Source organism: Cupriavidus sp. a3 (assembly GCF_051015765.1).
GTDB lineage: Bacteria > Pseudomonadota > Gammaproteobacteria > Burkholderiales > Burkholderiaceae > Cupriavidus > Cupriavidus oxalaticus_A.
Window position 1 is genome coordinate 1,666,961 of sequence record NZ_CP170644.1, and the last position, 15,044, is coordinate 1,682,004.

Sequence of the window (15,044 nt, forward strand, 5' to 3'; positions counted from 1 at the left end):
GTCGTTTTCCTGAATGGGCGAGAGCAACGGATGCAGTCGGGGCGTCTTGCGGCGCACGCCCTACGCCAGCACCGCGCGCGCAATCACCGCGCGCTGGATCTCCGACGAGCCTTCGTAGATGCGCAGGATGCGCGCATCGCGCACCAGCCGCTCCAGCGGCATCTCGCGCGTGAAGCCGTAGCCGCCGTGGATCTGCAAGGCGGTATCGGTGACGAAGGCGACCGTCTCCGAGGCATAGAGCTTGGCCATCGATGCATGCTCGGTGAAGGGCTCGCCGTCACGGCGCCGCACCGCGGCCTGCAGCGTCAGCAGCCAGGCGGCTTCGAGCCGCGTGCGCATGTCCGCGAACATCCACTGCAGGCCCTGCTTGCGCGCCAGCGGCTCGCCGCCGACCTGGCGCTGCCTGGCCCAGTCGACCGCGCACGCCAGCGCCGCTTCGCTGATGCCGAGGCTGGTGGCGGCCACGTCGAGGCGGCTGTTGTCGAGCACCTTCATCGCCGTGCGGAAGCCGCTGCCTTCCGCTCCCAGCCGGTTTGCCGCGGGAACGAAGCAGTCCAACGCCACCTCGTGCGCCGGCGCGCCGCGGATGCCCATCAGCTTCTCGGCGGGCGCGACCTCCACGCCGGCGCTGTGCCGGTCCACCACGAAGGCGCTGATGCCGCGCGTGCCGGCCGCGGGATCGGTCTTGGCGTAGACGACGATAAAGTCCGCGGCGTCGGCGTTGGAGATGAAGTGCTTGACGCCGCGCAGGCGGTAGCCGTCGCTTTCGGGGGTGGCGCGCGTGGCCATGTCGGCGGGGTTGGAACCGGCGCGCGGCTCGGTCAGCGCGAACGCGCCAAGCTTGCGGCCGGCGGCGGCGTCGGGCAGGTAGCGTGCGCGCAGGCTGTCGTCGCCGCCGATCAGGATGGAGTCGGTGGCCAGGTAGTGCGCGCCGATCATCGACGAGGTCGACGCGCAGGCCTTCGCGACTTCGGCCAGCGACAGGATCAGCGCGACCGGCGAGGTCTCGGTGCCGCCCCAGCGTTCGGGCAGGTTCATGCCCATCAGGCCGAGCTCGGCAAGCTGCGGCACGTAGCGCGTGGTGGAGGTTTCGTCGCGATCCACCGCGGCGGCGTTCGGGGCCAGCTCGCTCTGCGCGAAGCGGCCGATCGCGTCGGCGATCTCCAGGTCTTCCGCTTCGACGCCCATTCGCTTATGCATGTTGCTTCTCCTTATTGAAATTACTGAAATCGTGCGCGGCCAGGATGGCCCCGGTGTGCTGGCCCAGCGCCGGCGCGGGCTTCACGCGGTTGGCGCCGTAGGCAGAGAACTTGACCGGCTGCGACGGCAGGCGCACCGTGCCGCCGTCCGTGCCGGGCACCTCGGTCAGCAGGCGGCGATGCGCCGCGTGCTCGCTTTCCAGCGCTTCCTTGACATTGCGGATCGGCGCGACCGGGATGCCGGCGGCGCCGAGCACGGCGTTCACCTCCGCCACCGTGCGCGTCGCCGACCAGTTCTCCAGCATGGCGCGCAGGTCGGACTCGAAGCGGCACCGCGTCTCGTCATCGGCAAAGCGCGGGTCGTGCGCCATCGCGGGCTGGCCGATGGTGTCGGCCAGCGCCTGGAACAGCTTGTTGTTCAGCACCGCCACCACGTAGAAGCCATCCGCGGCGCGATACGCACCGAACGGCGCCGACGACGGATGGCGGTTGCCCACGCGCCGCGGCGCCAGCCCGGTGGCGGCGTAGCGCGCGACCAGCGTGGCGCTGAGGCTGAGCGTGGCATCGAACATCGACACATCGACATGCGTGCCGCGCCCCGTCTTCTCGCGCGCCAGCAGCGCGGCCAGCACGCCCCACGAGGCGAACAGGCCGCTGACGGCGTCGGACACGGCCTCGCCGAGCATGGTCGGCGCGCCGTCGGGCGCACCGGTGGCGTCCATCAGCCCGCACATCGCCTGCAGGATGATGTCGTAGGCCGGGCGGTGCGATTCCGGGCCGGTCTGGCCAAAGCCCGACACGCTGGCATAGACCAGCGGCGGGTTCAGTTCGCGCAGCGCGGCGTAACCGATGCCGAGCTTGTCCGCCACGCCGGGGCGGAAGTTTTCCACCACCACGTCGGCACCGCGGCACAGCGCGCGGGCGACAGCCAGGCCGTCGTCCGTCTTCAGGTCGATCACGATGCTCTGCTTGTTGCGGTTCATCGCCGAGAACAGGCCGCTCTTGCCGTCGGAGAAGGGACCGACCGCGCGATAGTCGTCGCCGCCGGGCGGCTCTACCTTGATGACTTCGGCGCCGAGGTCGCCGAGCAACGCGGTGCAATACGGGCCGGCGAGCACGCGCGAGAAATCGATCACGCGCAGGCCGGCTAGCGGGAGATCGGGCACATCAGGCAGGTTGGAATGCGTCATGGTCTTGCTCCTCAAGGGCTGGTGGGCCGATTCTGCGCAGCGCAGGCTATCAAGTAAAATATTGATTCTTAGTAGCACCTATAGGATTATTTAATGGCATCGCAGCCATCTCCTTCGCGCATCTCGCTGCGCCTGTTGCGCTACTTCGCCGCCACGGCGGAAACCGGCAGCACCGCCGCCGCCGCGCGGCTGCTCAATGTCTCGCAGCCTTCCATCTCGGTCGCCATCCGCGAGCTGGAAGCCTTGTTCGACGAAGCCCTGTTCGCCCGCGATGCGGGCACCAGGCTGGCGCTGACCCGCTTCGGGGCACGCAAGCTGGCGGAAGCGCGCCGGATCCTGGGCGCGGCAACGGCATTCGAGATCGACCAGCGCGGCGACGGCGACGCCGGCGAGGTGCGCATCGGCGTGTTCCGCACGCTGGCGCCGGCCTACCTGCCGGCGGTGCTGCGCGTGGCACGCGAGCGCTATCCCCGGCTCGCGGTGCGTTTTGTCGAAGGCGACCTGGCCCAGCTCGAAGACTGGCTGCACGGCGGCCAGATCGAGCTGGCGCTGACCTACGACGTGGGGCTGCCTGCCGAGATCGGCCGCGAAGTGCTGGCGGAACTGCGGCCCTACGGGCTGGTGCCGGCCGGCTCGAAGCTGGCCCGCGGCAAGGCCGCGATCTCGCTGCACGCGCTGGCGCGCGAGCCGCTGATCCTGATCGACCTGCCGCACAGCCGCGAATTCCTGATGGCGCCGTTCTGGCAATTCGGCCTGCAGCCGGAGGTGCGCTACCGCGCCACGTCGCTGGAACTGGCGCGCAGCATGGTGGCGAACGGGCTGGGTTCCGCGTTGCTGATCACGCAGGCGCCGGCCTCCGGCCAGTCGGCCAGCGTCGTGGAAAAGCCAATCCTCGAGGAAACCGTGCGCCAGCCGCTGGTGATCGCGCAGGCGGGTACCGGCCAGACGCGCGCGGCGGCGCTGCTGGCGGAATGCGTGCGCGAAGCCGTACGCGATACGATGGCGGCGCGCGGCCCCAGGAAAGCCGGTACTGCGCCGTCGCGAAAACTAGGGTAGAAAGCAAGCGATAAGCGTTGCCTGTGCCCCCCGCCCCCAACCGCCACGACCAGCATGTCCAAGCACAAGATCCTGACGTATGTCGACGCCGGCGCCTCCGACTGGACCGCCTGCCTGATGCGCACCATCGGCCACCAGCTGCAGGCCGGCGCCTACGAAATCCGCGCGGTCATGGCCGACGATATCCGCCACGACCCTACGCTGTTCGACGATGCGGTGATGTTCGTGATGCCGGGCGGCGCCGACCTGCCCTACTGCGCGGCGCTCAATGGCGCACCCAACGCGCGCATCCGCAGCTTTATCGAACGGGGCGGCGTCTACCTGGGCATCTGCGCCGGCGCCTACTACGCGTGCCGGGAGCTTGCTTTTCACGCCGGCACCTCGGGCGCGATCTGCGGCGCCCGCGAGTTGCGCTTTGTCGACGCGGTGGCGGTCGGCTCGCTGCCCGACCTCACCGGCGGACGCTTGTACGACGGCACGCCGCGCACCGCCGCGGCCGTGGAGATCCGCACCACCGATTACCTGACACCGACACCGGTCTCTCTCTACATGCACTACCACGGCGGCTGCATGTTCGATTTCGGGGGTGAGCCCGGCCCGGGTACGCAGGTGCTGGCGGTCTACACCGGCATGGCCGGCTCCCCGCCTGCGATCGTGTCCGCGCGCGTGGGCTACGGGCGCGCCATCCTGACGGGGGTCCACGTGGAGATTTCCGAGCGCGAGTGCAAGGACGCGCTGCGCGGCCACAGCGACATGGATGCCCACGTGCACGTGTGCCACCGGCTGGCCGAGACCGGCGAAACCCAGCTGGCGGTCTTCCGCCAGTTGCTGGCGCATGGCGGGCTGGCGCTGGGATAAGACTTTCTACGTGATGCCGCACTGAAGATGCTCGACGAGGAGTTTGCCGAGCGGGTGCTTCCGTTCGACGAGAACGCCGCCGTGCACTATGCCGCGCTCGTTTCACAGCGAGAGCGCAATGGTCGTCCGATCAGCATGGCAGATGCGCAGATTGCTGCCATTTGCAGGCATAACGGCGCCACGCTCGCCACGCGCAACGGAAAGGACTTCGATGGGACCGGGATCGTTTTGGCCAACCCCTGGGTGGATTGATGCCGGGCATCTATTGCGACGACTGCGGTTGCCCTCTGCGCATCGCGCGCGGCTGGTCCAGCAGCTCGATCATCAGCCACGCGTACAGCGTGACGCCGATAAACAGCCCCATGCGCACGACAAAGGCGGTATAGACGTCCTTGCCGGCCGCGCTGTCCTGCACCGACTGCCCCAGCAGGATGACCAGCGTCACCAGCGTATTGAGCCAGAAGCCGGGCGCCTGGCGCGAGGGGCTGAGCCCATAGAGCTTGCGCGCCACCAGCAGCGCAAACAGCAGCATCCACAGGAAATACATCCACAGGTGCACGAACAGGCTGAGCGCGCCCCAGAATGCGATCGCCAGCAGGCCGCCGAGCAGCGTCGAGCCCAGCAGCTCGCGGCCCGCGTTGCGCGCAGAAGTGGTGCAGCTCTGCCGGCCCAGGCTGACCGCCTTCATGATGATCGGCATGTAGGTGGTGGGATCGGTCATCGTGAGCAGGAAGGCTGGCATCACCACCAGCGCCGCGCGCAGTGCGACCCACGCCGCCAGGTCGTCCGGCAGCGCGCTGGCCGGGGGCGCCGCCGGTGTGCCCGCGGGCTCGGGAAAAAGCCAATGCCCGAGCGCCAGCGCCAGCACCGCCAGCAGCAGCCCCTTGACCAGCGCGGCAATGACCGTCACGGCCAGGCCGAAGTCGAAGGTGCCGGCCGACGAGATCATGGTCAGGCCGACCACCAGGAAGGTCGACACCAGGTTGTTGCCGCCGCGCAAGCCGTAGCGGAATGCCAGGAACAGGCACAGGCCGGTCAGCAGCACGCCGCTGACCGGGTAGTGGCGCAGCAAGGGAATCAGCAGCAGGCCGCTGCCGGTGGTCAGCATCACCACCAGCGCCAGGCCCACGCCGGTCTTGAACGCCAGCGGACGGTTCATGCTGGCGAGCAGGAATATGGCCAGCACTGGCGCGAGCATCGGGATCGGCAGGCCCAGGCCGAAGCTGGCCGCCAGGCACCACGCGGTGCCGCCGGCCAGGCGCAGCGCGCGCCGTGCGCGCGGCGAGGGCGGCGGCCGCGATGCCGCCGGTACCGTCGCCGGGCTGTCAGTAGACATAGGACAGCCAGCTCATCAGGTACAGGAAGGCGCGGCCGAGCGGGTTGAGCGGATTGCCTTCCGTCGGAAACGCCATGACCTCCGCCTGCCCGCCCACGCGCACGCCGCGCAGCGACGACAACTGGCCGGGATCGAATTCCACCGTCACCGGGAAACGCTGGGCCGGGCGCAGCCAGTCGCGGCTGTTCTGCACCGTCGGCAGGCTGCCGGGCTGCGTGGGGGGGCCGCCGACACTGACACCATAGCCGACACTGCGCACGCGCCCGGTGAAGACCCGCCCCGGCAGCGAATCCAGCACGATCGCCACCGGCGTGCCGGGCACCACGTGGCCAAGGTTGTTCTCGGTCATCTCCGCGTTGATCCATACGTCGTGGATGGTGATCAGCGTCATCACCGGATTGCCCGCAGCGGCAAACTGGCCGGTCTCGGTGCGCAGATCGGTGACCAGCCCGGCCGAGCGCGCGCGCACGCTGGTATTGGCCAGGTCCAGCTCGGCCTTTTCCAGCGCGGCGGCGGCGCTGCGCAGCTTGGCGTTGTCTTCGGCGCTGCCGCCCTCCTGCTCGCGCGCGCGCTGGACCTCGGCGCGGGCCGCGGCCACCTGCGCGGTGGCTGCTTCCAGGCTGGCACGCGCGATCTCCAGCCGGCGCAGCGATATGGTGCCCTGGTCCTCGCGGTACAGGCGCTCCAGGCGTTCGCTGTCCTGGCGCGCCTTGACCTCGTTGGCGCGCGCTGCGCGCAGCGCCGCCTGCGCCGATTCGATGCCGGCGGTGCTGGCGCCGATCTGCCGGCGCGTCGACTCCAGGTCGGCGCGCGCGCGGTCGGCGGCGATCCGGTAGTGCTGCGGGTCGACCTCGAACAGCACCGTGCCGGCCGCCACGTCCTGGTTGTTGCGCACATGGACGCGGGTCACGCGCCCCGCCACCTCCGACGCCACCGGCACCACGAAGGCCTGCACGCGCGCCTGCTGGGTATAGGGCGTGAGCCGGTCGGCCAGCAGGTACCACACCAGGCTCACGGCGATCAGCACGAGCACCCAGCGAATGCCTTTCCTGGCCGGATCGGCGGTCGCTGCCGCGGCGGGCGGCGGCGGCGGCGGCGGCGGCGGTGGCGATGCTGGCTCCGGCGGGACTGCTGCGGGCTGTGGCGTGTCGCTCATCGGGCCTCCGCGTTGGATACCTGCCGTGGTGTCGCCGGAACGCCCGCCCCCGCAGGCACGGCCGGCCGCGCGGCTTCTTCGAACAGGTCGCCCCAGTTGGTGCGCTGCTGCATCTGCTGGCGCGTCGCCGGGTCGACCAGAGGCAGTTCGCTGTGCCAGCCGCCGCCCAGCGCCTTGTACAGCGCGATCAGGTTGCTCACGGCGCTGCTGCGGTTGAGCACGTAGGCATCCTGCTGGGCCGCCAGCGCCCGCTGCGCGTCCAGCACGCGCTGGAAGTCGGAATAGCCCTCGCGGTAGAGCGAGTTGGCCAGCGACAGCGAACGGTTGGCGGCGACCGTGCCTTCGCGCAGGATCTCTTCGCGCTCCAGCGACTTGAGCAGGCCGCTGGCGGCATCGTCGGCTTCGCGCGCGGCCTGCCGCACCGCGTCCTGGTAGGCCACGATCAGCTGCTGCAGGCGCGCGTCCTGCACCCGCACGTTATTGCGGATGCGGCCATAGTCGAAGACATTCCAGCGCAGGCTGGGCCCGCCCACCAGCGCCAGCGTGTTGGGCGTGCCGGCCAGCGTGCTGGCGGACCAGACGATGCTGCCCAGCAGCGACAGCGACGGGTAGAGATCGGCCTCGGCCACGCCGATCAGCGCGGACTGTGCCGCGATCTGCAGCTCGGCGGCGCGCACATCCGGACGGCGCACCAGCAGGCTGGCGGGCACGTCCTGCACCACGGCGCGGTCGAGCAGCGGGAGGGCCCCTTCCCGCTCCGCGAGTTCGGGCAGCTCCGGCAGCGCGCCGGGAGGGTGGCCCGCCAGCACCGCCAGCGCATTGCGCGTGCGCAGGATCTGGCCCTCGAACTCGGGGATGCTGCTGAGCGTGCCCAGGTACTGCGTCTTGGCTTGCTGCAGGTCGAGCTCGTCGGTCTCGCCGCTGCGGAACAGCCGCTCGGTGATTTCAAAGCTGCGCTGCTGCAGCCGGGCATTGTCGCGGGCGATGCGCAGCCGCGCCTCGGCGGTGCGCAGCGCGAAGTAGGTCTCGGCCACCTGGGCGCGCAGCAGCACCAGCACATCCTCGTGGTTGGCGCGCGCGGCAAAGTACGCGGCATCGGCCGATTCGATGGCGCGGCTGAAGCGCCCCCAGAAATCCAGCTCCCAGCCGATGTCGAAGCCCGCGCTGAACTGCCAGAAGCGGCTGTTCTGCGGGTTGCGCCCGCCGGCCTGGCGGCTGGAGGTGTACAGCGCATCGGTGCTCACCTGCTGCAGCTGCGGGTAGCGGCCGCTCTGGGCGATGCCGAGCTGCGCGCGCGCTTCCATCACGCGCAGGCCGGCGATGCGCAGTCCGGCGTTGTTGGCATCGGCCTCGGCGATCAGGCGCTCCAGCGTCGGGTCGCCGAATACCTGCCACCACTGCCCCAGGTCGGGCGCCGGGCGCTGCTCAATCGCGCCCTGCAGCGCCGGGCTGTCCCATGAGGCCGTCCACGCCTCGCGCTGCGGCTGGAAGTCGGGGCCCACCCGCGCGCATGCGCCCAGGCACAGCACGCCGGCCAGCAGCATTCCGTTCGGCCGGTTGCGCACGGGCATGAGGCGAACCGGCCTGCACTATTCCGCGGTCTGCTCGATCGATTCGGGCACCGGCTGCGCAGGCTGCGGAGGCGGCTGGTCTTCGACCCACTGCCAGAACAGCCGGTAGGCCACGGCCAGCATCACGGGACCGATAAACAGCCCGATGACGCCGCCTGTCACCATCCCGCCCAGCGCGCCGATCAGCACCACCGGCATCGGCACGTCCACGCCGCGGCCGAGCATCAGCGGCTTGAGCACGTTGTCGGCCAGTCCCGCGATAAAGGTGTAGACGGCAAAGATCACGGTCCCCCCGGTGGCACCCTCGGCGGCAAAGACAAGGATGATCACCGGGATGGTGATCAGCGTCGCCGGCAACTGCATGATGCCGAGCAGCAGCACCGCCAGCGCCAGCAGGCCGGCGCCGGGAATACCCTTGATCACGAAGGCAACGCCGATCAGCAGCATCTGAATGAAGGCGATGCCTACCACGCCCTGCGCCACCGCGCGGATGGTGGCGGTGCACAGCATAGCCAGCCGCGGGCCGCGCTCCGGGCCGAACACGCGCGAGGCGATCTGCCTGGCGCTGTGCGTCCCTTCCTCGCCATAGGCCATGATGATGCCGGCGATGATCAGCGCGAACAGCAGGACCAGCAGGGCCACGCCGACGCCGGCGAGCTTGCCCAGCAGCGCCAGGCTGACGCCCTTGAGTTGCGGCATCAGCTTTTCCATCACCGCTGTCATGTCGGTGGCGGCCTGCAGCCAGAAGTCGTAGAGGCGCTGCCCGACGAACGGCCACGCGGCGACCGACTCCGCCGGCATCGGGATATGCACGCGGTCCTCCCTGACCATGGCGATGGCGTTCTCCACGGACTCGACCAGCGCCTCGCCCAGCAGGTAGGTCGGCACCAGGATGATGGCGAGGACTAGCACCACGATCAGCGTGGCAACGCGCCCGTCATGGCCGCCCAGCCGCGTGCGCAGCCGAACCTGCAGCGGGTACATGGTGACCGCCAGTATCACCGACCACAGCAGCAGGTCGACAAACGGGTGGAAGATCTGGAAGCAGAAAACCGCCAGCACGGCGATCAGCCCGGCGCGGATCAGGACGTCAAGCAACCCGCGGGACAGCGCCTTCTCGGAAATGGGCGTGGGCAACATCGAGCGTCTCCCCGCGGTGAAAGCCGCAAAGGTTCACATCGGTACGCCAGGCTTGTACTCAGCGCCGGCCGAAATCCAGTCTAGGCGAGCCCGGGGGCTCGGGCAACCTTTTCGTCACCCGGGCCACAAACCCGCCCATCAACCTAGGGCTGTCCGGGCTTGCGCAGCATCTTGTCGACCTCGCCGGCATGCAGTTCCTCCAGCTGGATCGACTCGCGCGCATATTCTTCCAGCGCCACCGAGCGGCCCTCGACCAGGGTCAGCAGCTGGCGGTACAGGTCCAGCGCCTGCCGCTCGGTCGCCAGCGATTCGCGCAGGATGGTGCCGATGTCGGTGGTGTGGCTGTCCAGCAGCGCCGCGATGCCGAGCGAGGGATACGCGCCCAGCGTGGTGATCCACTCCCCGGCCTGCTGCGCATGGAGCAACGATTCGTTGGCCTGTTCGCGCAGCCAGGACACTACGGGAATGCGGCCGAAGCCGAACACCAGAAAGGAATAGTGCGTATAGCGCACAACCCCGGCGAGTTCGGCTTCCAGTATCTGGTTCAGCACCCCGACGACCTTGTCTTTCTCGATTTCCGCCATGGCATCTTCCTCCCGCGATGCAGAGACAAAACAGAGGGACAAACACAGGCTGATTCATTCTAGTCGGCGCCACGCCACACCTGAGGCTTTGCGCACCGGCGGCGAGCGCGTGCGGGCCAGCAATCCGCCAGTGGAATTCCTATCATGCAGACGTGGCGCGTGCCCGCAGCAGCCCGCGCTGCCCGCCCGGAAAACTGACAACTTCGCCGGTGATGCAAAAGGATCCAGGTTCGCCAGCCGACCAATGCGACGGCGCCGTGATGTTCGCGGACATCTGCGACAGCACGCGGCTTTACGACAAGGCCGGCGACGCGGTGGCACTCGCCGCCATCCGCCAATGCCTGGCGCTGATGAAGGCGCGCGCCGCGCTCGCGCAAGGGCGCGTGGTCAAGACCATCGGCGACGAAATCATGGTGCTGTTCCCCGCCGCCGATCACGCGATGCAGGCCGCACTCGACATGCAGGAGGGTGTGGCCGGGCTGGCACCGATCGCCGGCATAGCCTTGTCGATCCATATCGGTTTCCACCATGGCCCGATCCTGTCGGACGAAGGCGGCGACGTGTTCGGCGACACGGTCAACCTGGCCGCGCGGCTGGTCAAGCTGGCCTCGCGCGGACAGATCATCACCAGCAAGCATGCCGTGGAGCAGCTATCGGCACCGCTGCGGCAGATGACGCGCGCGCTGTATCCGATCCAGGTGCGCGGCAAGCTGCAGCTGATCGAGCTGTACGAGGCGATCTGGCAGCAGAACACCGAGCTGACCCTGGTCGCCCCGGTTGATGTCGCGGCGCGCCGCTCGCTGTTCCTGTCGCTGCGCTACCGCGACACGCTGTTCGAGATGGACGCCACCTCGGCGCCGCTGACCATCGGCCGCGACAGCACCATGAGCATCGTCATCCTCGACCGGCAGGTGTCGCGCTTCCAGGCGACTGTCGAGCCGCGCGGCGGCCGCTTCGTGCTGATCGACCGCAGTTCCAACGGCACCCATGTCCGCATCGACGGCGAAGACAGCCTGATGCTGCGCCGTGACGAGATCACGCTGCGGGGCCACGGCTGGATCACGTTCTCCGCACCCGGCGATGCCGGCCAGGAGGCGATCGAGTTCTTTGTCGAGGAAGACTGAGGCGGCTCCCGCACAGTTGCACGGTGGCGTGGAAATTCTCCTTGACTTCAGCCGGTCCGTATCCCATCATGCTTTCCATCGCATGCGATTGAAGCGTTTGCGATAGATCAGCGACAGCTGATTGTTTTTCCCCATACATATCGCATGCGATGCAATCGCACAAGATATAAATACCACCTGACCGAAAGGAACCCCCGCCATGAGCAAGATCGACAAAGTCCTGGCCACCGGCAAGACCTACACCACCCTCAGCGCCGCCGGCAACACGCCCCGCGGGCATGACGGCACCGTCGACATGCGGCTGTCGTCGCCCGGCAGCGAAGCCAACCCCAACCATGTCTTCGATGGCAGCGATGCGCATCCCACCGCCGAGCGCCTGTTCGCGGCCGCGTGGTCGGCGTGCTACATCAGCGCGGTAGGCCTGGCGGCCAAGACGCACAAGCTGACCCTGCCGTCCGACCTGGCCGTCGAGATCGAGGTGGACCTGGGCCAGACCGGCCGCGAGTACCTGCTGCAGGCCCGCCTGAACGTGCGCATGCCCGGCGTGCCGCATGACGTGGCGACGGCGGTGGCCCATGCCGCTGACGAAATCTGCCCGTACTCCAAGGCCACGCGCGGCAACATCGACGTGGCGATCAACGTCATCACCGGCTGACGCAGCCGCGCGGCCCGGTCCGTGCCTAAAAGGCACGGACCGGGGCCCATGGGTCGCATCCGGTTATCGCATCCCCGATACAATCGCATACGACCTATAATTTCCCGCAGCGTCATCCAGACACGGGAGCCAGACCATGAAAGCCACCGACAAGGCCGCCGCCGCGGACCCCAAGCTGTCCGATTTCCTCTGCTTCGCCGTCTATTCCGCCAACCTGGCGTTCGGCAAGGCGTACAAGCCCGTCCTCGAACAACTGGGGCTGACCTACACGCAATACATCACCATCGTGGCGTTGTGGGAGGAAGACAACCAGACCGTGGGCAGCCTGGGCGAGAAGCTTTTCCTGGAATCGAACACGCTGACGCCGATCCTGAAGAAGCTCGAAGCCATGGGATACGTGGAACGGCAGCGCGATCCCGAGGACGAGCGCCAGGTGCGGGTCAGCCTGACCCGCACTGGCCGCCGCCTGCGCGAAAAGCGCCTCGAAGGCAGCCTGGCCGAAGCCACCGGCCTGGCGCCGGACGAATTCGCACGCCTGCAGAAGGCGGTGGCGACGCTGCGCAACAACCTGATCCGGTCGGTCAGGTCCGGCGACTGAAGCCGGCCACCGCCCTGCATTACGAGCTACTGACATGAACCAGGCATCCACCCCGTACAGCCCGATCAGCTGCGAATTCCACGACCTGCTCGAAGCGCTGGCCACCGTGCGCCGGCCCGCCGTGATCCGCTATCGCGACCAGGATGGCGCGGCGCGGCAAGTGACGGCGACGATCACCGATATCTTCAGCCGCGAGCGGGTGGAGTTTGTCTCGCTCGGCACGGGCGAGGCGCTGCGGCTGGACCAGCTCGTCGAGGTCAACGGCGAGAAGCTCCGCGACTACTGAGCCCCGCTCCCGGCCCTACTCCCGGCCCTCCCCCCGTCCTTGCCCTATCCTTCCAGGGAATACACCGGGCAAGGTGGGCCGCATGCGCGCATTGATCTTCTGCTCCGTGCAGTTCCTGCTGGCGGTCACGTGGACCCTCTACGTGGCGTTCCTGCCGCAGCTCGCCACGCAGGCAGGCATCCCGCGCGCGCAGGTTGCGTGGATCCTGGTGATGGACCAGGTGATCTTCGTAGCCATGGACCTGGCGCTGGGCATCGCCGCCGACCGTGTCGCCAACGGCATGCGCCGGCTCGGCGGCTGGATCCTGGCGCTGTCGGTGGTTTCCGCGCTGGCGTTCGTGCTGCTGCCTTCGGCTTCCTCGCCGGTGCTGCTGCTTGCCCTGACCGCGTTGTGGGCCGCCACCTCTTCGGCCCTGCGCGCGCCGCCCATGGTGATCATCGCGCGGCGGCTGCAGGGATCGGCTTCGTCGTTCCTGGTGTTGGCGTCGCTGCTCGGCATCGGCCTGGCCGGCGCGGTGGCACCGGTGCTGACGGCGCGGCTGCGCGAGGCTTCGCCGTTGATCCCCTTTGCCGCGGCCAGCGCGGCACTGGTGGTGGCCGTGGTCGCGCTGCGCTGGGTTGAATTGCCGCCGGCAAGCCAACGGGCTGACGCGGCGCCGATTGCCAGTGCCGGCCCGCGGCGCCTGTGGCTGCTGTTCGCGGCGGTCTGGCTGCTCGCGCTGGGCTTCCAGGTCCACACCGCGATCAACTCCGGACCGGCCTACCTTCGCTTCGTTGCCAGCGCCGAGCTGGTGCGGGTGATGCCGGCGTTCTGGATCGGCTTCGCGCTGTGCGTGCTGCTGCCCGAGACACCATGGCTGCGGCGCTTTCCCGCCTGCGTGCTGCTGCTCGCCGCGTCGGTGCTGGGCGCGCTGGCCTTGTCCGGGTTCATTGCCGCCGCTTCGCTGCAGGCGGTGCTGGCCGCGCAATGCCTGGCCGGCGGCATGTGGGGAATCATGTTTGGCGCGGCGGCCAATGCCGCGCTCGATGCCGGGCGTGTGGGCCGCGAAGGCAGGCTCACCGGACTGGTGTTTGCCGTGCTGGCCATCGCCGCTTTCCTGCGCATCGCCGCGGTGGCCTCCGGCGCCGCCAAGGGCGCGATACTGGCCAGCCTGATGCCGTGGATGCCGGCGCTCGCATGGAGCGCGGGGGCGCTGCTGCTGGCGTTCTTCGTCGCGGCAAACCTGCCCTATCTCGCCACGCGCGCTCAGGTAGCAAGGCCACCGGCGTGATGCCGGACTAAGGCCCCATCGTCGCCGTTCCGGCGTAGTCGCGAAGTCCTGCGACCAGCGCGGCAAACGTCACCGCGCAGCGCGCGCTGCCGCGCAAGTCCTCGTGCATCGCTACCCAGGTATCCATCGCCACCGAAAACTCGCTGCGCAACACCCTGACCAGCCCCGGGTCGCGGCCCGCGAGCGCGGCATGGCACACGCCGATGCCGAACCCGGCGCGGATCGCGCCCAGCTGGGCCAGGTCGCTGTCGGCGCGAAAGGCCAGGCGCTGGCGCGAAAACGCCGGAAAGCGCTCCAGCAAGCGGCGGATGAACAGCGTCTCCCGGTCGAAGCCGATCATGGCAAACCCCGGCAGTTCCTCCAGCGACTGCGGCACGCCGTGCGCGGCCAGGTAGCGCTCATGCGCATGCAGCCCCAGTTCGATGCCGCCGACGCGCTGGGCCACGAGCGCATCCTGCTCGGGCCGGAACATGCGCACGGCGATATCGGCTTCGCGATGCAGCAGGTCGTCGACGCGGTTCGACAGCACCAGTTCGATCTCCAGCGCCGGGTGGGCTTCGCGCAGTGCGGCCAGGATCGGCGGCAGCACTTCGACGCCGACGACCTCGCTCGCCGACAGCCGCACCGTGCCGCGCACGCCGGCGCCGTGCCCGCTGGCCGCGCGCCGCATGGCCGCGGCCGTGGCGGCGAGTCCGGCGGCATAGGGCCGCAGCGTGTGTGCGGCGTCGGTCGGGGCGAAGCCGTCGAAGGAGCGCGTGAAGAGCTTCAGGCCCAGCGCGGCCTCAAGACTGTCGATATGGCGGCCGACGGTCGGCTGCGTCAGGCCCATGGCGCGGCCGGCAGCCGACAGCGAGCCGGTTTCCAGCACGTGGAGGAAGGTGCGGTACCACTCCCAGTTCGGTTCGCCGGCCATGCCTATGCATTTTTGTTTAGCAACCAGCCGATTATAGGCAATTTTCTTTTTGCCGAGATGCCCGCAAACTGGCCTGCATCAGACCACGACAGCACCCATGCCAAGGAG

Annotated in this window: 16 protein-coding genes; 8 read left to right on the plus strand and 8 right to left on the minus strand. The window is 68.9% G+C overall.

The annotated features are described in order from the left end of the window. Nucleotides 1–60 precede the first annotated feature (60 nt). Entirely contained in the window at nt 61–1,200 is a 1,140-nt protein-coding gene (locus ACAD63_RS29410) for an acyl-CoA dehydrogenase family protein (RefSeq protein WP_195431520.1), read from the minus strand. Continuing rightward, the gene (locus tag ACAD63_RS29415) at nt 1,193–2,389 is read right to left on the minus strand and encodes a CaiB/BaiF CoA transferase family protein (protein ID WP_434034180.1); all 1,197 of its coding nucleotides are present in this window, start codon (nt 2,387–2,389) and stop codon (nt 1,193–1,195) included. The genes ACAD63_RS29410 and ACAD63_RS29415 overlap by 8 nt, the downstream gene beginning before the upstream one ends. Before the next feature lie 93 nt (nt 2,390–2,482). Here ACAD63_RS29415 and ACAD63_RS29420 point away from each other — a divergent pair, with 93 nt between their 5' ends. The 3 genes from ACAD63_RS29420 to ACAD63_RS29430 are packed head-to-tail and all read left to right on the plus strand — an operon-like array spanning nt 2,483 to nt 4,555. After that, nucleotides 2,483–3,445, plus strand: coding sequence for a LysR substrate-binding domain-containing protein (locus ACAD63_RS29420; RefSeq protein WP_434034181.1), 963 nt, complete (start codon nt 2,483–2,485; stop codon nt 3,443–3,445). A 54-nt stretch (nt 3,446–3,499) separates the two neighbouring features. Further along, the gene (locus tag ACAD63_RS29425; RefSeq protein ID WP_434034182.1) at nt 3,500–4,303 is read left to right on the plus strand and encodes a BPL-N domain-containing protein; all 804 of its coding nucleotides are present in this window, start codon (nt 3,500–3,502) and stop codon (nt 4,301–4,303) included. Between the two features lie 27 nt (nt 4,304–4,330). Next, nucleotides 4,331–4,555 (plus strand): PIN domain-containing protein, encoded by a 225-nt coding sequence (locus ACAD63_RS29430; protein ID WP_135703765.1) that lies wholly within the window; start codon nt 4,331–4,333, stop codon nt 4,553–4,555. A gap of 10 nt (nt 4,556–4,565) precedes the next feature. Here ACAD63_RS29430 and ACAD63_RS29435 read toward each other — a convergent pair whose 3' ends face one another. From ACAD63_RS29435 to ACAD63_RS29455, 5 genes are all read right to left on the minus strand, one after another. Continuing rightward, nucleotides 4,566–5,639, minus strand: coding sequence for a DUF2955 domain-containing protein (locus ACAD63_RS29435; RefSeq protein WP_135703764.1), 1,074 nt, complete (start codon nt 5,637–5,639; stop codon nt 4,566–4,568). Then, a complete protein-coding gene (locus tag ACAD63_RS29440; protein ID WP_135703763.1) occupies nt 5,629–6,795 on the minus strand; it encodes an HlyD family secretion protein in 1,167 nt (388 codons plus the stop codon). The genes ACAD63_RS29435 and ACAD63_RS29440 overlap by 11 nt, the downstream gene beginning before the upstream one ends. Then, nucleotides 6,792–8,366 (minus strand): efflux transporter outer membrane subunit, encoded by a 1,575-nt coding sequence (locus tag ACAD63_RS29445; RefSeq protein ID WP_434034183.1) that lies wholly within the window; start codon nt 8,364–8,366, stop codon nt 6,792–6,794. Before ACAD63_RS29445 ends, ACAD63_RS29440 begins: the two co-directional genes overlap by 4 nt. Before the next feature lie 18 nt (nt 8,367–8,384). Then, complete coding sequence (locus ACAD63_RS29450) at nt 8,385–9,506, minus strand: AI-2E family transporter (protein ID WP_195431512.1); 1,122 nt, start codon at nt 9,504–9,506, stop codon at nt 8,385–8,387. A 143-nt stretch (nt 9,507–9,649) separates the two neighbouring features. Next, nucleotides 9,650–10,090: a ferritin-like domain-containing protein gene (locus tag ACAD63_RS29455; protein ID WP_133095259.1), complete on the minus strand. Its 441-nt coding sequence runs from the start codon at nt 10,088–10,090 to the stop codon at nt 9,650–9,652. Nucleotides 10,091–10,350: 260 nt separating this feature from the next. Here ACAD63_RS29455 and ACAD63_RS29460 point away from each other — a divergent pair, with 260 nt between their 5' ends. The 5 genes from ACAD63_RS29460 (at nt 10,351) to ACAD63_RS29480 (ending at nt 14,023) form a co-directional block, all read left to right on the plus strand. Next, nucleotides 10,351–11,214, plus strand: coding sequence for an adenylate/guanylate cyclase domain-containing protein (locus ACAD63_RS29460; protein WP_133095260.1), 864 nt, complete (start codon nt 10,351–10,353; stop codon nt 11,212–11,214). A gap of 199 nt (nt 11,215–11,413) precedes the next feature. Then, nucleotides 11,414–11,869, plus strand: coding sequence for an Ohr family peroxiredoxin (locus ACAD63_RS29465; RefSeq protein ID WP_133095261.1), 456 nt, complete (start codon nt 11,414–11,416; stop codon nt 11,867–11,869). A gap of 136 nt (nt 11,870–12,005) precedes the next feature. Beyond that, the gene (locus ACAD63_RS29470) at nt 12,006–12,467 is read left to right on the plus strand and encodes a MarR family winged helix-turn-helix transcriptional regulator (RefSeq protein ID WP_135703760.1); all 462 of its coding nucleotides are present in this window, start codon (nt 12,006–12,008) and stop codon (nt 12,465–12,467) included. A 34-nt stretch (nt 12,468–12,501) separates the two neighbouring features. Beyond that, the gene (locus tag ACAD63_RS29475; protein ID WP_133095263.1) at nt 12,502–12,753 is read left to right on the plus strand and encodes a hypothetical protein; all 252 of its coding nucleotides are present in this window, start codon (nt 12,502–12,504) and stop codon (nt 12,751–12,753) included. 82 nt (nt 12,754–12,835) lie between these two features. Continuing rightward, nucleotides 12,836–14,023: an MFS transporter gene (locus ACAD63_RS29480; RefSeq protein ID WP_135703759.1), complete on the plus strand. Its 1,188-nt coding sequence runs from the start codon at nt 12,836–12,838 to the stop codon at nt 14,021–14,023. A 7-nt stretch (nt 14,024–14,030) separates the two neighbouring features. On the opposite strand, the gene ACAD63_RS29485 is transcribed toward ACAD63_RS29480, so the two are convergent. Then, nucleotides 14,031–14,936, minus strand: a complete 906-nt coding sequence (locus tag ACAD63_RS29485) for a LysR family transcriptional regulator (protein ID WP_135703758.1) — start codon at nt 14,934–14,936, stop codon at nt 14,031–14,033. Between the last annotated feature and the right edge of the window lie 108 nt (nt 14,937–15,044).